Consider the following 18,298-nt stretch of genomic DNA (forward strand, 5'->3'; position numbering starts at 1 on the left):
CCTATTTTTTAATTCGCAAAAAACGTTTAAATAAATGTAAATGGATCAGTGTGGATCGTTGAAGCAATAATTTCACAAGTAATGTTTTTTTCTTTTAATTTATTGTCTAAAAGACGTTTAACACCTGATTTCATTACTTTTTCAATATTGTGACCTGCGTCAACTATATTTAAATTAAGCATTTTCCAATCCTGTGCTACGTGGTAATATATATCACCACTTAAATAAACATCTGCTCCATTTCTTTTTGCATGATAAGCAAACTTATTTCCGTCTCCACCTACAATTGCAACCTTTTTTACTCGATCACTTAAGTTCCCTACCACTCTTACACCTTGTAAATCTAAATTTTCTTTCACATAATGCGCAAATTCTTCTAATGAAATCTCTTCTTTAAGGCTTCCAATTCTCCCAATCCCGAATGTTTTGCCTTCATTTTCTAGTGTGTATGTATCATATGCTACTTCTTCATACGGATGAGCTTTTTGCATCATTCTAAGCACTTGTTTTAATTTTAATTGTGGAACAACTGTTTCAAGCTTAACCTCATCAACTTCTTCTAATTGCCCCTGTTGCCCAATAAATGGTGTTGTCCCCTCTAAAGGCATAAATGTCCCTGTTCCATTCGAACTAAAGCTACAATGGCTATATTGACCAATATGACCTGCTCCAGCATCACAAATTGCATTTAATACAATTTCAGCATGTGTTTTCGGTACGTATACAACTAACTTAATTAATTTTTCTACATAAGTTGGAGCGAGAACACTCGTATTTTCTAATTGTAAAGCTTCGGCTAAAAAATCACTCACACCGTTTTCTGCAATATCAACATTTGTATGTGCTGCAAAAACAGCTATATCATGTTTAATACAAAGTTCCACAATTTTACCCGGTTCACTGTCTGTATCAATCTTTTTTAATGGACGGTAAATAATCGGATGGTGAGCAATAATTAGGTTAGCACCAATTGAAATTGCCTCTTCTACCACCTCTTTTGTGACATCTAATGCAATTAATACCTTTGTCACTTGTTTTGATAATGTACCTATTTGAAGACCATTTGGGTCACCTTCCTCAGCTAAATGCTTAGGGAATAGTTCTTCAAATTGCTGTACTACTTGAAAACCATTTACCGATTTCATGAAAGCACCTCTTTTATCCACTCAAGTTTCTGTTCAACTTCTTTAATTTTCTGAACTGATTCCTCTGTTTGTTTTGCTGATTCAAGTTGAGTTAAGATTCTTTCAAAATTATTTTTTTCATGTTCCCATTTCTTCTTAAATGCATCATTTTTGTTTTTTAATAAGTAAGGACCTATAAATAGCTCCATATCTTTCTTTTCACTGTATGCACTATTTGGATTTGATTTAGAAGCTACTAGAATTTCATAGATTTTTCCATCCTCTTCTAATATATCTTCTTCCACAAGAGAATATCCTTCATGATCAAGCCAATTTCTAATTTGATTTGCACCAATATTTGGTTGCAACACTAACGTTTCAACACCTTGAAGTTTTTCTTTACCTTTTTCCAATATGCTAGAAATTAAAGAGCCACCCATTCCAGCTATTGTTATAACATCTACTTCGTTTGGTACTAAAACCTCCAGCCCATCTCCCATTCTCGCTTCTACAAATCCTTCTAAACCGCTTTGACGAATCGTAGATCGTGCTGAATTATACGGACCTTCAGTAATTTCCCCTACAATTGCTGAAGAACATCTTTTATTTAAAACTGCATAACAAGGTAAATAAGCATGATCTGATCCAATATCTGCTAATTTCGTGCCCTCTGGTATGTAATCAAATACTCTTTTTAAACGCTTTGATAAATTTACTTCATTCATAACAAAATCACCATTTCATTTTATTTTCATAACATCATTTTACACTATTGTAGTCAAGAAACCAAAATGACCTCTTCTTAACGAAGAGGTCATTTCAGACTGACTGACAAACGCTCGCTTTCTTTGTTGCTTCGATCGCTTGCGGTGCTCATTACCGTCTTAGGTAACTCCGCTCTTCTTCGACCTTCGCGCCTCGAAAGACAAGCGTTTTCAAACAGTCGGAAAATCAAATAATTGTACTTTGACTAAACAGTGAAATGACCCCTTCTAACGAAGAGGTCATTTTATATGCTTGCTTATTTTTTCTCAGATAACCATTTAGCAACAGCATCTAATTGTGGTCCTTGTAGTAAACCAGCTGGCATTCCGCCTTCTTTACCGTTTTTAAGAATGTCTTTGATTTGATCTTCTGAGTATTTTGAACCTACTTTAGTTAAGTTTGGTCCTACAACCCCTTGTAATTGATCACCATGACAGCTAACACATGTTTGAGCATATATTTCATCTGGCTTAGTTGATGCTGTTTGCGCTGGTTTTTTATCACCGTTAGCAATCTCATCAGCCTGTTTTGCTCCTTTTAATGAAATAATTAGCATGACTGCGATTCCTAGTGCTGCAATTAGAGCAAAAGGAATTAATGGATTTCGTTTCATTATGATCCCCCTTATGTAACCCCTTAAAAAAATAAAATTAATTACTATAACATTATTATTGTATACGATTAAAAACAATAAAAAAAGTATTATATTGGATAAATTTAAAAATTGTTAAACGATTTCAAAATTATATAAACCTTCCTACTATAAAGAATTAAATTCTGTATAGCATAATTACAAATTATATTTGTATAAACTCACCTCTTGATAAATGAAATAAGTAAGTTTTTTTAAGAAACCATTTAAAACCATCGTCACCCATTAAACTTTTATTTTGAATTTAATCATTTTCACAAAAAGCTTAAGCAAAAGATTCAACCCATTCTATTATAAAACTCTAATAAATAATTGCTATTACGATATAGGTAATATGTCTTTAAACCATTTATTTTATATTTAGTAGTATTGAACTAATTATAAAAATTATTAAAAAAGTAGGGAAAATGAGTATTTGCAAATTTAAAGACAATTCTGTAAAATGAAGTAAATAGGTATCCAATTGTTTAAAATGATGGAATTACTACTAGCGTCTCCATAATTTATAATAACCATTTTTGCTTAAATTATCCTATGATTGATCTTTAGAATAAATTATTAAAAGATCAACCGTTTTAGCATTACTTAGTATGTAGCATAGCACTACAATTATATAATTAGTACGGACATTCGATATATTTTGACAAAATTTTTATTGTGACATATTTACTAATTAAAACGTTTTCATTTTTTTATATTTTAGATAAAAATAAAAAAGTTTACCCAATAAAGGATAAACTCTTTTTAAACATCCTATTCTAAGAAATCTTTTAGACGTTTACTGCGGCTTGGATGACGTAATTTACGTAGAGCTTTTGCTTCAATTTGACGAATACGCTCACGTGTAACTCCAAATACTTTACCAACTTCTTCTAAAGTACGAGTGCGTCCATCATCTAAACCAAATCGCAGGCGTAAAACATTTTCTTCACGATCTGTTAATGTATCAAGAACATCTTCTAATTGCTCTTTTAGCATTTCATAAGCTGCATGCTCAGCTGGTGAAGTAGCTTCAGAATCTTCAATGAAATCACCTAAGTGTGAATCATCTTCTTCACCAATTGGTGTTTCTAATGAAACTGGCTCCTGAGCAATTTTAAGGATTTCTCTAACTTTTTCTGGTGGTAAATCCATTTCTTCACCAATTTCTTCAGGAGATGGCTCGCGACCTAGATCTTGAAGCAATTGACGTTGAACACGAATTAATTTATTAATTGTTTCCACCATATGAACTGGAATACGGATTGTTCTTGCTTGGTCTGCAATTGCACGAGTAATCGCTTGACGAATCCACCAAGTAGCATATGTACTAAATTTATAACCTTTACGATAATCAAACTTTTCAACGGCTTTGATTAATCCCATATTACCTTCTTGAATAAGGTCTAGGAACAGCATACCACGTCCTACATAACGTTTTGCAATACTTACTACTAAACGCAAGTTAGCTTCTGCTAGGCGTCGTTTCGCTTCTTCATCGCCTTCTTCAATACGCTTCGCTAAATTGATTTCATCTTGTCCAGAAAGTAAATCAACTCGGCCAATTTCTTTTAGGTACATACGTACTGGATCATTAATTTTTACTCCAGGAGGAACACTTAAATCATTTAAGTCAAATTCTTCTTCCTTCTCTAATTGAGTTCCTCTAGGTTCATCATCAGCATCACCAACAATATCAATACCTTGTTCACCTAGTTGCTCATAAAATTCTTCAAGTTGATCTGAATCAATTTCAAATCCGTTTAAACGATCTGCAATTTCTTCATATGTAATTACACCACGTTTTTTACCATTTTCAATTAATAATGCTTTTACTTGATCAAGTGTTACTTCTGTTTCCGTATCTTTAGAACGAGCCGATTTATCAGCCATCTGTTCCCCTCCTTCGAAAAGTTCGCGAATCATTTAACATATTTCATACTAGATCTTAGCTGTGTGATTTGTTGGAGAATCGTTGCAGCTTTTACAAAATCTCCTTCACGTTCAGCTTTTTTCAGATCTATTTCTTTTTCACGTATACGTTGTTGTTTATCATAGTTGTTTAATGCATCTAAATAATCCTTTAACTCTCGCTCTGTTAGTTCAGGTGCTATCTGTAAATTGACAATTTTTGAAACTACTTCAAGTAACCTTTTTGAAGGAAGGTAATTCATAAATTTACTAATATTAGACTCATTGCCCTCTTCATAATAAGCATAAAGATGGATTATAATCTCGGAATAATCATTATTGTAGAATAGACCCTGATATAGCTGTCTTACTTTTTCAGCCACGTCACTGCTATTTAACATATGAGCTAAAAGTAATTGTTCAGCTCTAACATGTGCAGGAAGAAGTGTCTTAGTAGTAATATCGCGTTTGATATCAGTTTTTACTTCTGTTACATTAGATATACGATTTGCCTGATTACTATATTGTCCAAATTCCTTCTTAAGTACTTCAATCGAGATAGAAAACTCTTTTGAGAGTTGATTTAAGTAATAATCTTGTTCGATCAGTTGACTTAGTTTAGCAATTTCTTGTAGCATTTCTTTTATATACTGAAATTTAACAGTTTCATCTAAAAGATTTTTTCCTTTTCGATGATATTGCATTTTAAAACTCATTAATGATACACTAGCTTCAATAATAGAGGTATTAAATTTTTCTGGACCAAATTTTCTTATATATTCATCAGGATCTAAGCCATCAGGCATTTGTGCAACTTTAATTGTAAATCCTTCTTTTTGAAGAATTTTAGCTGCTTTTTCAGTTGCGTTAATACCAGCCTGATCTGAATCGTAGCAAATAATAATTTGATCAACAGATGTCTTCAAGACTTTCGCTTGATCCTCTGTTAATGAAGTTCCCATGGTTGCAACTGCATCATGGACACCAGCTCTAAACGCAGAAATGACATCTGCAAAACCTTCCATCAAGATTGCCCGATTTTGCTTTCGCATGACATTCTTTGCTTGGTAAAATTGATATAATAATTTTCCTTTATGGAAAATTGAAGATTCAGGACTATTTAAATATTTTGGTGAACCTTCACCCATTATTCTTCCACTGAATGCAACAATTTTTCCTTGATGGTTATGAATTGGAAAAATTAATCGATTTCGAAATCGATCATAGTAATTACCATCACGTTCACTTCGAACAACTAGACCAGCTTTCTCCATGATTGGCATTGGATAGCCACGTTTTTCTAACACCTTAGTAACAGCATCCCAAGAATCTAAAGCAACACCAAGCTCAAAATGCTTTATTTCCTCTTTAGAAATTCCTCTGTTAAGTAGGTATTCTAATGCCTGTTTACCTTCTGTTGTGTTAACTAATAGATGATGATAGTACTTTTTGACAAACTCATGAGCTTCAAGCATAATACCTTGCTCAGTAGCTTGTGGATTCTTGACTGTGTCAACTGTATCTGAAGGTAAAGTGATATTTGTCTTTTTTGCAAGCTGATGGACAGATTCTTGAAAGTTAAGTCCTTCAAGCTGCATAATGAATGAAATCGCATTTCCTCCAGCACCGCATCCAAAACAATGAAAAATTTGTTTTTCAGGAGACACAGAAAAAGATGGTGTGCTTTCTCCATGAAAAGGACATAGTCCAAAATAATTTCTTCCTTGTTTTTTCAGAGGAATATACTCACTTACTACATCAACTATGTCAACTGACTGACGAACCTGCTCGACAAGTTCATCGGGAATTCTGTTTCCCATACTGACAGCTCCATATACTATTTTATTCGATAAAACTCACTGTATTCCTTCATGATTCGACAAAAATATTTCCATATATTTTAACTTAAGTTAATTTACTTTATTAAGTCGTATATGAATTAATAATTATCTAAAAAGAAGTGCTAAACAGTAGTTCATAAGCATTGCATCCAACTGCTAGTTCTGGTTTTCATTAACCCATTTATTTATCGCTTATGATTAATTTCTACACGTCTTTTGTAATTCCTTCAACATGTATCGATTTATGTAGTTTTATTTCCATCTTTCAATAAACTAGGAAGCACATATTCATAGTTTATTCGTAAGTATAAAAAGTTAAACCTATTAATTAGTTCATTTCATACAATTTTTATTATAATCTATTTTAATTAAGAAATCTAGCAATAAGTACTAAAGAATTTTAACTTTTACATAAGATCCTAATTTAACTAAATTCCTTAAAAAAAAGATGAAAACACATTAGATTACTCTAATGTGTCAGTCTAAAAAGATCGATCATCATTTTTAATTTCAATAAAATTATCTAATCTGCTTGTTTTGGTAATAGTAATTTAATATTACATTAGCGGATTCTTCTACTGCCTTACTTGAAACATCTACAACTTTACAGCCAATTTGTTTAACAACATTATTGAAATGTTTTAGTTCTTCTTCAATTCTTGAAATATTAGCATAACTAGCTCCATCGTGAAGTCCTAATGAAATTAATCTTTCTTTTCGAATATGGTTTAACTTTTCTGGAGAAATCATTAGTCCGATGCACTTTTCTTTTGGAACTTTAAGTAGTTGTTCTGGTGGATCTACTTCTGGAACTAAAGGCACATTGGCAACTTTAAATCCTTTATGAGCAAGATATTGTGATAAAGGAGTCTTTGATGTTCTAGATACACCGATTAAGACTATATCAGCTTTTTCAATACCTCTTGGGTCTCTTCCATCATCATATTTAACCGCAAATTCAATTGCCTCTATACGTTGGAAATAATCTTCATCTAGTTTGCGAACAACACCAGGTTCATTTCTAGGTTCAAGTTTATGAATCGTTGAAATTTTATCGATTAATGGACCGATTAAGTCATATACGATTACACCTGCACTTTGCGACTCCTCTAATAATTTCTTTCTCATATCAGGTTTTACTAATGTAAATACAATAATACCATTATTTTCTTTTGCTACTTGAACTATTTCAATTAATGTTGCATTATCTTCAACGTATGGTACACGTCTAATCTCGAATTTTTGATGAAATTGACTAATAGCCGCCTTTACGACATGCTCTGCTGTTTCACCAACAGAATCTGATACAACATAAACGATTGAATTGCCCATATGTTCACCTCTTAACTTTACTAAAACATATCATTGTTCATTAAGTCTACAATCGCACGAGTAAAATTTGTTTTTGTAAATCGACCAATTACCTCAAGTCCATGCTCACTTTCACGAACAACAGGGACAGCATCAATTTGTTTTTCAATTAAACTCTTAGCTACATTATAAATTGTATCATCTTTATAGCAAATTGTAATGTTTGGCATCCTCGTCATGATAATATCTACGGGTAATGTATGCAAATCTTTATTTCCTATACTTGCACGGAGTAAGTCTTTTCTCGAAAGTACTCCTGTTAAAATCGAATTTTGATCAACAACAAATAACGTTCCTACATCTTCAAGAAACATTGTAACAATTGCATCATACACTGATGAACTTCGATCTACTACAACTGGAATCGCCTGAAATTCCTTTACAGTCAATTTTTTAATTCTGTCAATGACTTGTGCACCGCTTGTTCTTCCTGTGTAATAATATCCTACTCGTGGTCTTGCCTCTAAAAAACCAGTCATTGTAAGAATAGCTAAATCCGGGCGAAGCGTAGCTCTTGTAAGTGCTAGCTTATCAGCTATATGTTCACCTGTAATTGGTCCATTACTTTTTACAATTTCAAGTATTTGAGTTTGTCGCTTTGTCAGTTCGATTTTCCTCACCCCTAACTATCCAATATGTTATACTCTCTAATAAATATTATATACTATTTTTACAATTTAAAAAAGAAAGAAGGAAATAGGTAGCCTATTTCCTTCCTTAGGTTTCTGAATTTTTATTAGTTTTCAGAAAATTATCCATGTTTTTTAATTGCTCTAAAAATTTGCGTGACTTTAAATAGATTCCACTATATTCATCATAGTAAGAAAATAAAATTTGTTGTAAGTTTTTCTTTGTTGCTTCACTAACCTCAATTTTTCCAAGTCGATTTACATCAAAATGATAAAATAGCCTCATTAACTTAACCGACTTTTCGGTAACAGAAAAAGCATATGGATCCGTCTGTTTACAACGCTGACATAAAAACCCACCTTCTTTAACAGAAAAGGCTACAAATATATTTTCATTTGCACTACATTTACAATTCACACATTGATCAAAAAATGGGTGATATCCTAATACAGGTATCATTTTTGTCATAAATAAATAAGTCAAAACTTCAGCGTCTGCACCTTCATTCATGTGCTGTAGTAATTGAAGGACCAATTCAAATAAATACGGATTATTTTTTTTCTCTTCAACCGCTTTATCAGTAAGTTCTACAACAATCGAAGCATACGCAGTTGCAACTAAATCACTTCTTAATTCACGAAATGAATCAATCAGTTCTCCTTGACTTAAAGTACCTAAACCAGATCCTTTTTGAATTAAAAACGACCCATATGTAAAGAGTTGTGTAACAGAAGCAAGTCGACTATTCGTCTTCTTTGCTCCTCTTGCCACAACTCCTATCTTACCTAATTCTCTTGTTAAGAGAGTAATAATAACATTTGATTCTCCATAAGCGTTTGCCCGTAATACAATTCCTTCTACACGCTGTAACAATTAACTCACCATCCAATTGGATGAAGGTTAAGTATGTAGGGAATCAATATCAGCTATTTCTTCATCAATGTAACTTTTCTGATCCACATGTTCCTGTTCAAGCTGCTTAAACAATAAATATGTCTCAACACTTCCAGTTTTAGAAAAGACATCCCAGGTAAAATTCAACATTGAGAAACCACCTTTCAAGAATAGCTACAACTCATTGCTCATTACCTATAGCCAATTACTTTCCCTGCTTACTTATAATGTGACCTTCTCTCCCGATTTTCATGTGTATAAAATTTATAAAAATAACAAATAAAAAGCTTGCAAAATCAAGAAAAATATGTTGGGCTTTTTTGAACAAATGGTCATATTACTAGACCATGATGCTAAGCCCTAGTCCCTTGATTTTTGCCTTTTAATACTCATCCTCACGGAAACCTAAATCTCTTAATTGAGACATACGGTTACGCCAATCTTTTTGAACCTTAACCCATAACTCTAAGAATACTTTTGTATCAAGCAAGTTTTCTATATCTAAACGAGCACGCTTGCCAACCTCTTTTAACATGCTACCTTGCTTTCCGATAATGATTCCTTTTTGGGAAGACCTTTCAACGACAATTGTTGCATTCACGTATATTGCATTTCCTTCTGGTCTTCTTTCAATTTGCTCAATAATAACAGCAATTGAATGTGGAACCTCTTCTCTAGTCAAATGCAATACTTTTTCTCTTATTAATTCTGAAATGATAAATCTTTCAGGATGATCTGTTACTTGATTTGCAGGATAATATTGCGGACCTTCAGGTAAATAAGTTTTAATAACTTTTAATAAACGATCGACATTATTCCCTTGTAATGCTGAGATCGGAACAATTTCAGCAAATTGGAATAAATCTTTGTATTTATTGATTAAATCAAATAACTGATCAGGGTGAATTGTATCAATTTTATTAATGACTAAAATTACTGGACTACGACTTCCTTGCAGCTTCTCAATAATGAATTCATCTCCACGACCAAATCCTTCATTGGCATTTATCATAAATAATGTAGCATCAACATCCTTAATTGATTCTTGAGCTACCTTTACCATAAAATCGCCAAGCTTGTGTTTTGGTTTATGGATTCCTGGCGTATCGATAAAGACAATTTGTGCATCATCTTCTGTAAAAACGCCTTGAATTTTATTACGAGTAGTTTGAGGCTTATCACTCATTATAGCTATTTTTTGACCTATTACTCGATTTAGGAATGTACTTTTCCCTACATTTGGTCTACCTATAATTGAGACAAAACCTGATTTATAACTTTCTTTATTCATTCAAATCCTCCGATGTAAATGCTCCTGGCAATAATTCTTTTACTGTTGTTTCTTGGATTGCTCCATTTAAGTTTGATAAATATACGACTGTATCTGGACCACTAAGTTCAAATAAAACTTGACGGCATGCCCCACAAGGCGCAACAGGTCCCTCTGTATCAGCGACTACTGCCACTGCTGAAAACTCCGTAATGCCTTCTGAATATGCTTTGAATAATGCTGTTCGTTCTGCACAATTCGTTAGACCATATGATGCATTTTCTATATTACAACCATGAATAACTTGACCATCCTTTGTAAGTAACGCTGCACCAACTTGGAATTTCGAATATGGTACATATGCGTTTACTCTAGCTTTTATCGCTTCATTTATAAGTTGTTGTTTATCCATTTATGTAGCCTCCTATTATAAGCCCGAACACGAAAAGTGGGGTCTTATTAACGTAGTATAGTAAAATACGGAAAAAATAGCAAAGCACCTATAATGATTGAAACGATTGCAGCGACTAACACCGCCCCAGCTGCCACATCCTTCGCTTTTTTTGCTAAAGGATGTTTATTAGGTGATGCTAAATCTACAACTGCTTCAATTGAAGAATTAACTAACTCTAGTGAAATGACAATTGTAATAATAAGCAGAAGGATTAACCAATCTATTCGACTAATATGTAAATACAACGCAAGGCCGATTGAAATAAGTGCTGCAAATAAGTGGATTTTTATATTTCTTTCATCCTTAATGACTTTAAAAATACCACTAAATGCAAAACCAAAAGATTTAAGTAATGGCGCTCTTTTTTTAGAGTCTTTCAAGGCCATATTTCTCTAATATTTCCTTTTGTTTTGTAAACATCACTTTCTCATCGGCTTCATTCATATGATCATAACCAAGTAAATGTAAACATCCGTGAACTGCTAAAAAACCTAATTCACGGCGGAACGAATGACCATACTCCTCAGCCTGTCTCTTAGTAGTAGGAATCGAAATGACAATATCACCTAAAGTACGTGGTAAGTCCACTCCAATGATTTCAATTTCGCCTTCTCCTAATTCTTCCATTGGAAATGAAATAACATCAGTAGCTCGGTCTTTCTCTCGATACTCTTTATTAATTTCATGAATCCTTTCATCATCTACAAATGAAACTGCAATTTCAACTTCACCCGTTACACCCTCATATTCAAGTGCGCACTCTAGTAAACCCTTTATATCAGATTGCTGTTCATTAGTCACTTCATTTGTTTCATCTATAAAATCAATTTCTAGTTGAACCATATTCTCACCTTATCTTTCATCTGGATACTGTATTCTTGAATGGAAAGTTCCTTTTAAAGTCTCACACAATGATTTCTCAACAATGTGTAATTCTTTTAAATTTAATTCACACATTGCAAACTGACCATCATTCAAACGATCATGCATTATGGAAGAAACTAATACCTCGATTTTTTCCATATCAGGGTCCTTTAACGAACGAACTGCTGCTTCAACACTATCAGCAATTCCTACAATAGCCGATTCCTTTGAATGAGCTTTTGGACCTGGATATCTAAAATCACTTTCTTTAACATCAGGATTCGTTTCTTTTTCCTTATAGTAAAAATACTTTAATAAAGTTGTACCATGATGCTCTGCTGCAATATCAATAATATCTTTTGGCAAATTATATTTTTTTAGTATTTTTACTCCATCACTTACATGCCTTAAAATGATATCCTTACTTTGAATCGGTTTAATACGGTCATGAGGATTATGACCACCCATTTGATTTTCTATAAAGAATCCTGGATTATTCGTTTTACCGATATCATGATAATATGCTCCTACCCTAGCTAACAAACCATTTGCACCGATCGCTTCACAAGCACCTTCAGCTAAATTTGCAACCATTATACTATGATGGTATGTACCCGGAGCCTCTAATAAAATTTTTCTTAATAAAGGATGATTTGGACTTCCTAACTCAACAAGTTTAAATGAGGAAACCATTCCAAACGAATCTTCTACAAAAGGTAAAATCCCCATCGTAATGACACTTGATAAAACTCCAGAAGTAAGTCCCATTAATAAATAAATCCCAATTTCTACTGATGAATATTGACCATTCCGAATTAAGATCAAAGAAAACAGAGTGGCAATATTAACAAGCGAAATTAAAAATCCTGCATGTAGAATCATTGAACGCTTATTTTTAACCTCATTTAAAAATAAAACGGCGATTGAACTAAATAAAATATAAATTCCAGTCGAGTAATTAATTGCGCCATTTACATCTTCGTTAAACATTAAACTACCGCAAATAGAGAAAATAATCGACGAAACCATTAAATATCGATTACCTAATAAAAACTTTAACAATAAAGTCCCAATCGCAACTGGAGCTACATATACAAGGCCAGAAAACTCAACTTTTTGAAACAAGCTTACAATTTTCAAAATTAAGATTGTAAAAATTACAATGCTATAGTATGTAACGATGTATATATTTCCTTTTTCTTTTAAAGATGCCGTTTGCTTCAATACGAAGTAGGCCAATACTCCAATTAATAAAATTAATCCAATATACGGTTGAATCGACTGTTTGTTTTTTATTAAGCCAACTAATTTTAATTGATCATATTTTTCCTTTGTAATTGTTTCCCCGGCTTTTACTAAGACTTGTCCTTGTAAAATATAGACACTATCTACACTTTCACTTTCTAGACGTTTTCTCTCTTTAGTCTCCTCTGCATCAAAAAAGTAGTTTGGCACAATCGCAAATTCACCAATTGAGATCATCGCATCCTTTAGTGAAGGATTAACGCTTACATATGATAATTCGTTTCGTAGTTTACCACGAGATTCTTCGATTTGGTTCGTCGTAATTTCCTCAGACATTACATTGTTAATAGCCGTATTTAACGAAGCTTTCGTAATATTTAACTGTTCTTCTGACGATCTAACTAATGTGCTAAATACACTATCTTCTAAGTTTTTACGAATATCGTCAGGCAGTTTTTTCTTAACTTCACTTGTTTCTTTATCAATTAATGCTTGTCCTGTAGGATTATCACTCTTTGCATTTTCATTCTTCACTTCTGTTACAATATCAAAGATTGAATTTACTATGTCTATCCGTTTTTGTGTAACTTTCTTCATATTTATATACATCCTCAACTCTTGCTGCAGCCTCAAGTCGCTTTTTAGCTGTAGCTCCTTTGTCCTCAATCGTGATAGGTGAATAAATATTATCATCAGCAATTGATAATAGCTGAATGTCGTATTTTACCGGTCTAACATGACTAACTAAAAGAAGAAAACTTAATAAGCTGAATGCAATAGTACATAGTAATATGACAAGAGTTTGATTCTTAAAACGCTGAATTAAAGCTTGCAAACTATTCATTGTTTCCCCTTTCTAGAAATGCACCTCATCATAAAAATACGAAATGACCCTATCAATGTAGGGTCACTACGAATCATTCTTTTGCTAAATCATAAGCTTGAATAATCTTTTGTACTAGTGGGTGACGAACTACGTCAGTTTGTTCCAAGATTGTCATACCAATACCCTCAACACCTTTTAGTGTATATTGAGCTGATACTAAACCGGACTTTACGCCTTTAGGTAAATCAATTTGTGAAGGGTCACCTGTAATAACCATTTTAGAGCCAAATCCTAAACGGGTCAAAAACATCTTCATTTGAGCCATTGTCGTATTTTGAGCTTCATCCAAAATGACAAAGGCATCTTCTAAAGTACGTCCCCTCATATAAGCTAAAGGTGCAATTTCAATTGTTCCTCGTTCAATTAGACGCACAGTATGCTCTTGTCCTAAAACATCGTGTAGAGCATCGTACAATGGTCTTAAATATGGATCAACCTTTTCCTTTAAATCTCCTGGTAAAAACCCTAAACTTTCCCCAGCTTCCACAGCAGGTCTTGTTAAAATAATTTTACTTACTTTATTATTTTTTAATGCTTGAACAGCCATGACAACTGCAAGATATGTTTTACCTGTACCAGCAGGTCCAATTCCAAATACTAAATCATTTGATTGAATCGCACGAAGATAATGTCTTTGTCCAAAAGTCTTAACTCGAATTGGTTTTCCTTTTGAATTCTTAATAATTTCTTCGTCATACAACCTAGCAAATGATGACAGCCTTCCTTCTTTAGCCATCTGAATTGAGTATGTAACATCCCTCGATGTAATACTCACTCCATTTCGAATAACCTCTAAAAGAGCTTGAATGATTTGCTCAACAGTTTTCACATCTTCATTCGTACCTGAAACTTGTACAGATTGACCACGTGACACAATCTTAACATCAAGCAAATTTTCAATTATTTCTAGATGCTTATCGTTTGTACCAAATAAGGCAATTGCTTCGTTTGGATCCTCTAGTTGTTGATTAATCGTTAGTAGTTGTTCTGGCATTACTCAGTCCCCTTGAACAATAGTTTTCGTTTTTGTGATATCTTCTAAAACTTTATAATACATTCTTAAATTAACTTTACCATTGTCTATTGACTCGTGCAAAACTTTTTCTTGTAAAATCTTGGCATCTGGACTTAACTTTTTCATTAATTCCTTCTTACCAATTTGTTTTCCAAGTTGAGCAGCCTGCACTTTAGAGTATGTTCTAACATATTTTTCACTTTCCAGAATTGTTTTTTTACTGAAAAAAATCGGCAATTTCCATTTTAAAAATTTAAATTGATACGAACTACTTTCATCTTCAAAAGACTTATATTTATTCTTATCAAAACCCCAAAATTTTATTTTATTTTCCTTAGTTCCAATATAATAACTAGTTTTTCTCTCTCCTGTAAGCACCGTAAACGGAGTATCTAAAGGAACACTAATAATTTCCTCTCTCCAAACTTCCCCCATGATTTTGCCAACAGCTGGGACTAAAATAGGATGTTCTTCCGTTCCGATTATTCCAGATACTAATATTTGACCTTTTTTCACAAAGTCATTCTTCACTACAAGAGGTTTCCCTTTTTCAACAAACATACTTGAAATAACGGCTTCTTCACTTGCAATAATATGACGTGGACTTAACGCCTTCTCAGGCTTAGGTATATGCTTTTCAACTACTTCAAAATGAAAGGTAGTCCCATTTAATTGTACACCAATCCAGGTTAATGTTGGATTATCATCTTGTAGCTTTTTCTGGATTGTTTGCATTCTAGGTAGAGTAAATTGAGACGCGCCAGTCTTAACACCCATTGCAGTTAAATCTTTCCGAAGTTTATATTCCACTTCAGGTGAAGCACCCTTTATATCAATTCGCCAAACCATATTTGATAGTAAAAATAATACAACTAAAAAGCCAACAACACCAACTACAAATCCGAAATACTTCCATGCTCGTCTAACTTCAAAAGGCAGCCCCTTCCTCCCAATAAAATAAACCTTATACTCTTTTTTACGAGGAATATTCTTGATCCGTTTATAATCTTTCAACTCAATTGTAAACGTAATCGAATTTGTTCCACTTTTCTTCACATCACGAAGTGGGATTCCCTTTCGCATACAATCATTTAAAAAACGTTCTGGTCCAAGCCCAATTACTTTTACTTGAACCATCCCCGTAAGTTTTGAAGTCCATTGGTTTTTCATCCTAAATCCCCCATGTTCATTAGACTGATCATGGTGTAAGTTCTAGATGCTATTCATTAATAAAATACACATGCTCAATTTCGCCTTCCAACAAAATCTCCTCAGGTAACATCGTCTTCAAAACAAAATCTTTCCCCTTAATCAACAACTGCCCTTGCTTCATTAACAAACGTAATTCATTATCCGAATACACAAGTAACCCTCTATGGTTTTCAATATAAATATGTAGTTGACCTAACATCGTAATACGCGGCAATTCCAATAGTACATCTGGTGGTAAGTCCATCTTACTTGACATCCATGTTTTTAAATTATGCGCTAATCTTTTCAAGATAGACTCCTCCCCCTTTCATATCATATTTATGATGAATTTTGAGAAGGTATGATATAAAAAGAAAATGGTAAAGGAAATTTAAGATGAATATTTGGATTTTATAGAGGTGGGGTTTATTGATTTTAGATTATGGGAGGAAGTGTTGGGCTATATGGGTGCTGGCATCTGTGTGGTGCGGAAAATCAATCTAAGAATTTAGTTTACCAAGAGCCATCTTATAGTCGATTTTTTAGTAATAGCATAGAAAAAAACCGAGAGCAAACATCTATTCTCGGTTTAAATTTATTTACATTTTTACATTCTTCTTTGGTTTGTAACATCTTGATAAACATCTTGTTTTCCTTGTGAAGTAGCAACCCACCAAAGAGCCCCTTGTGTGAGAAAGAAAAGACTCCACATTACTACAAGACCAATTGAAGTTATATCACTATTCCCATCACCGTATATCCCTTTGACTGTAACATAAGTGATGAGTACACTCACTATCAAAACTACCAACTTAATAAGTAACGGCCTTTTAGCCATAGTTGTATCCATTTGTGGTGAATCATTTGTTTCTGTTATAAATGGTTTTTTATTTGTTCTAGCATAGTTATGAAGCCCTTGCTTAATCTCATCTTGAAGTCGTTCTTCGTCACCTATTGCCATCTCTTTCGTAATATAGATTAATGTAAATGCAAATGGTACGACAATTATTAACCAACCTAAAGCAAATGCTATTCCCCCAAGATCATTGTGTAAGTCCCCGAACGGTGTCATTATTCATCTCTCCTTTACCAATAGGCGATAAACAAATGCATTGTTCATCTGAATTCATCATAACGAATAACTTTAATTTTATATGTGATATAAATCACACACTTAGTTAAATATTGAATAAAATATTAATAATTTTTCCATTGACTCTTTTGATTCGAGTTTTCTCTAAACTGGAATTATGTAAATTTTAAAAGGGGTAGAAGGATATGTGTAGCTCAATTAAAGGATATCGTTTACTCCAAGACTGAATATGGTGCAGATGTGTGATTGTGGATAAGAAGATTTAAGGGTTTTAGGTAAAATTAAGTTAATTTTTTAGTGAACCGTAATGTTTCGTGAAAATTTAAGCAGATTTATGTGATGAAGGATTATTTTGAAGGAGTTAATTGCGGTTTTGATTTTTTTATATTCACTTCGAAGATTTTAATTGCAGTAACTCATAAATCCAAAAAAAATAAACGTCTATAAATAGACGTTTATTTTAACAGACTTGCTACAGCTTTATTCACAGAAGAGCCATCAGCTTGTCCTTTTACTTTAGGCATAACTGCACTCATTACTTTCCCCATGTCAGCTTTTGATGTAGCACCGACTTCTGAAATTGTAACACGTACAATTTCAAGAAGTTCCTCTTCAGATAATTGTTGAGGCAAGTATTCTTTTAGAATCAGTAACTCTTGCTTTAATTTATCCACAAGGTCTTGACGACCAGCTTTTTCGAATTCCAGGAGGGAGTCTTTACGTTGTTTCACTTCACGAGTTAAAATTGTTAACTCTTGATCAGCTGACAATGTCACATTATTCCCTAAGCTAATTACTTCATTTTGTAATGACGCTTTCACCATTCGAATAACTGCTAACTTGTCTTTGTTTTTTTCCTTCATCGCTTGTTTCATATCTGAATTCAAACGTTCGAGAAGACTCATAGTAACACCCTCTCTTAGAATTTACGTTTTCTCGCTGCCTCTGATTTTTTCTTACGTTTTACACTTGGCTTTTCATAAAATTCGCGTTTTCTTGCTTCTTGTAGCGTACCAGTTTTAGAAACTGAACGTTTAAAACGACGAAGAGCATCTTCTAAAGATTCGTTTTTACGAACGACTGTTTTAGACATCTTACTTTTCCCTCCCTCCA

Annotated in this window: 19 protein-coding genes and 1 pseudogene; all 20 read right to left on the reverse strand. The window is 33.2% G+C overall.

Annotated elements, in window-relative coordinates; genetic code table 11:
• Positions 1-26 precede the first annotated feature (26 nt).
• The 20 genes and pseudogenes from ABEY15_RS09135 to rpsU all read right to left on the reverse strand — a co-directional run bounded on the left by ABEY15_RS09135 (position 27) and on the right by rpsU (position 18,278).
• Positions 27-1,145, reverse strand: a complete 1,119-nt coding sequence (locus ABEY15_RS09135) for a Nif3-like dinuclear metal center hexameric protein (protein ID WP_429889750.1) — start codon at positions 1,143-1,145, stop codon at positions 27-29.
• Positions 1,142-1,849, reverse strand: coding sequence for a tRNA (adenine(22)-N(1))-methyltransferase (locus ABEY15_RS09140; RefSeq protein WP_429889751.1), 708 nt, complete (start codon positions 1,847-1,849; stop codon positions 1,142-1,144). The genes ABEY15_RS09135 and ABEY15_RS09140 overlap by 4 nt, the downstream gene beginning before the upstream one ends.
• 296 nt (positions 1,850-2,145) lie before the next feature.
• Positions 2,146-2,502 carry a cytochrome c550 gene (gene cccA, locus ABEY15_RS09145; protein WP_129688412.1) on the reverse strand — a complete coding sequence of 119 codons (357 nt, stop codon included), beginning with the start codon at positions 2,500-2,502 and terminating at the stop codon, positions 2,146-2,148.
• A gap of 792 nt (positions 2,503-3,294) precedes the next feature.
• Positions 3,295-4,413: an RNA polymerase sigma factor RpoD gene (rpoD, locus tag ABEY15_RS09150; protein WP_069034168.1), complete on the reverse strand. Its 1,119-nt coding sequence runs from the start codon at positions 4,411-4,413 to the stop codon at positions 3,295-3,297.
• Positions 4,414-4,442: 29 nt separating this feature from the next.
• Positions 4,443-6,251 carry a DNA primase gene (gene dnaG, locus ABEY15_RS09155; RefSeq protein ID WP_429889752.1) on the reverse strand — a complete coding sequence of 603 codons (1,809 nt, stop codon included), beginning with the start codon at positions 6,249-6,251 and terminating at the stop codon, positions 4,443-4,445.
• Positions 6,252-6,791: 540 nt separating this feature from the next.
• A complete protein-coding gene (locus tag ABEY15_RS09160; protein WP_098428875.1) occupies positions 6,792-7,604 on the reverse strand; it encodes a pyruvate, water dikinase regulatory protein in 813 nt (270 codons plus the stop codon).
• Positions 7,605-7,624: 20 nt separating this feature from the next.
• Complete coding sequence (locus ABEY15_RS09165) at positions 7,625-8,263, reverse strand: helix-turn-helix transcriptional regulator (RefSeq protein WP_098428876.1); 639 nt, start codon at positions 8,261-8,263, stop codon at positions 7,625-7,627.
• Between the two features lie 97 nt (positions 8,264-8,360).
• Complete coding sequence (recO, locus tag ABEY15_RS09170; RefSeq protein WP_429889753.1) at positions 8,361-9,146, reverse strand: DNA repair protein RecO; 786 nt, start codon at positions 9,144-9,146, stop codon at positions 8,361-8,363.
• A 27-nt stretch (positions 9,147-9,173) separates the two neighbouring features.
• Positions 9,174-9,317 (reverse strand): YqzL family protein, encoded by a 144-nt coding sequence (locus ABEY15_RS09175; RefSeq protein ID WP_429889754.1) that lies wholly within the window; start codon positions 9,315-9,317, stop codon positions 9,174-9,176.
• 232 nt (positions 9,318-9,549) lie between these two features.
• A complete protein-coding gene (gene era, locus ABEY15_RS09180; protein WP_429889755.1) occupies positions 9,550-10,458 on the reverse strand; it encodes a GTPase Era in 909 nt (302 codons plus the stop codon).
• Entirely contained in the window at positions 10,451-10,849 is a 399-nt protein-coding gene (locus tag ABEY15_RS09185; RefSeq protein WP_429889756.1) for a cytidine deaminase, read from the reverse strand. Before ABEY15_RS09185 ends, era begins: the two co-directional genes overlap by 8 nt.
• Before the next feature lie 47 nt (positions 10,850-10,896).
• Positions 10,897-11,277 carry a diacylglycerol kinase family protein gene (locus tag ABEY15_RS09190; RefSeq protein WP_429889757.1) on the reverse strand — a complete coding sequence of 127 codons (381 nt, stop codon included), beginning with the start codon at positions 11,275-11,277 and terminating at the stop codon, positions 10,897-10,899.
• Positions 11,258-11,734 carry an rRNA maturation RNase YbeY gene (gene ybeY, locus ABEY15_RS09195; RefSeq protein ID WP_056474934.1) on the reverse strand — a complete coding sequence of 159 codons (477 nt, stop codon included), beginning with the start codon at positions 11,732-11,734 and terminating at the stop codon, positions 11,258-11,260. Before ybeY ends, ABEY15_RS09190 begins: the two co-directional genes overlap by 20 nt.
• A gap of 9 nt (positions 11,735-11,743) precedes the next feature.
• Positions 11,744-13,844, reverse strand: a pseudogene (locus ABEY15_RS09200) (HD family phosphohydrolase).
• Between the two features lie 73 nt (positions 13,845-13,917).
• Positions 13,918-14,880, reverse strand: coding sequence for a PhoH family protein (locus tag ABEY15_RS09205; protein WP_429889758.1), 963 nt, complete (start codon positions 14,878-14,880; stop codon positions 13,918-13,920).
• Positions 14,881-14,883: 3 nt separating this feature from the next.
• Positions 14,884-16,071, reverse strand: coding sequence for a sporulation protein YqfD (yqfD, locus tag ABEY15_RS09210; RefSeq protein WP_429889759.1), 1,188 nt, complete (start codon positions 16,069-16,071; stop codon positions 14,884-14,886).
• Positions 16,072-16,120: 49 nt separating this feature from the next.
• A complete protein-coding gene (yqfC, locus tag ABEY15_RS09215) occupies positions 16,121-16,369 on the reverse strand; it encodes a sporulation protein YqfC (RefSeq protein WP_088011443.1) in 249 nt (82 codons plus the stop codon).
• A 330-nt stretch (positions 16,370-16,699) separates the two neighbouring features.
• Positions 16,700-17,164 carry a hypothetical protein gene (locus ABEY15_RS09220; RefSeq protein ID WP_429889760.1) on the reverse strand — a complete coding sequence of 155 codons (465 nt, stop codon included), beginning with the start codon at positions 17,162-17,164 and terminating at the stop codon, positions 16,700-16,702.
• A gap of 476 nt (positions 17,165-17,640) precedes the next feature.
• Positions 17,641-18,090, reverse strand: coding sequence for a GatB/YqeY domain-containing protein (locus ABEY15_RS09225; protein ID WP_069034181.1), 450 nt, complete (start codon positions 18,088-18,090; stop codon positions 17,641-17,643).
• Positions 18,091-18,104: 14 nt separating this feature from the next.
• Positions 18,105-18,278: a 30S ribosomal protein S21 gene (gene rpsU, locus ABEY15_RS09230; protein WP_003152957.1), complete on the reverse strand. Its 174-nt coding sequence runs from the start codon at positions 18,276-18,278 to the stop codon at positions 18,105-18,107.
• Positions 18,279-18,298: the final 20 nt, after the last annotated feature.

Origin of the sequence: Gottfriedia acidiceleris (assembly GCF_050457485.1) — a bacterium.
GTDB lineage: Bacteria > Bacillota > Bacilli > Bacillales > Bacillaceae_G > Gottfriedia > Gottfriedia acidiceleris_D.

Bases quoted from the DNA above. Each gene is read 5' to 3' on its own strand.
- ABEY15_RS09135 (WP_429889750.1), bottom strand. From the start codon at position 1,145: ATGAAATCGGTAAATGGTTTTCAAGTAGTACAGCAATTTGAAGAACTA.
- ABEY15_RS09140 (WP_429889751.1), bottom strand. From the start codon at position 1,849: ATGAATGAAGTAAATTTATCAAAGCGTTTAAAAAGAGTATTTGATTAC.
- cccA (WP_129688412.1), bottom strand. From the start codon at position 2,502: ATGAAACGAAATCCATTAATTCCTTTTGCTCTAATTGCAGCACTAGGA.
- rpoD (WP_069034168.1), bottom strand. From the start codon at position 4,413: ATGGCTGATAAATCGGCTCGTTCTAAAGATACGGAAACAGAAGTAACA.
- dnaG (WP_429889752.1), bottom strand. From the start codon at position 6,251: ATGGGAAACAGAATTCCCGATGAACTTGTCGAGCAGGTTCGTCAGTCA.
- ABEY15_RS09160 (WP_098428875.1), bottom strand. From the start codon at position 7,604: ATGGGCAATTCAATCGTTTATGTTGTATCAGATTCTGTTGGTGAAACA.
- ABEY15_RS09175 (WP_429889754.1), bottom strand. From the start codon at position 9,317: ATGTTGAATTTTACCTGGGATGTCTTTTCTAAAACTGGAAGTGTTGAG.
- era (WP_429889755.1), bottom strand. From the start codon at position 10,458: ATGAATAAAGAAAGTTATAAATCAGGTTTTGTCTCAATTATAGGTAGA.
- ABEY15_RS09185 (WP_429889756.1), bottom strand. From the start codon at position 10,849: ATGGATAAACAACAACTTATAAATGAAGCGATAAAAGCTAGAGTAAAC.
- ABEY15_RS09190 (WP_429889757.1), bottom strand. From the start codon at position 11,277: ATGGCCTTGAAAGACTCTAAAAAAAGAGCGCCATTACTTAAATCTTTT.
- ybeY (WP_056474934.1), bottom strand. From the start codon at position 11,734: ATGGTTCAACTAGAAATTGATTTTATAGATGAAACAAATGAAGTGACT.
- ABEY15_RS09205 (WP_429889758.1), bottom strand. From the start codon at position 14,880: ATGCCAGAACAACTACTAACGATTAATCAACAACTAGAGGATCCAAAC.
- yqfD (WP_429889759.1), bottom strand. From the start codon at position 16,071: ATGAAAAACCAATGGACTTCAAAACTTACGGGGATGGTTCAAGTAAAA.
- yqfC (WP_088011443.1), bottom strand. From the start codon at position 16,369: ATGTCAAGTAAGATGGACTTACCACCAGATGTACTATTGGAATTGCCG.
- ABEY15_RS09220 (WP_429889760.1), bottom strand. From the start codon at position 17,164: ATGACACCGTTCGGGGACTTACACAATGATCTTGGGGGAATAGCATTT.
- ABEY15_RS09225 (WP_069034181.1), bottom strand. From the start codon at position 18,090: ATGAGTCTTCTCGAACGTTTGAATTCAGATATGAAACAAGCGATGAAG.
- rpsU (WP_003152957.1), bottom strand. From the start codon at position 18,278: ATGTCTAAAACAGTCGTTCGTAAAAACGAATCTTTAGAAGATGCTCTT.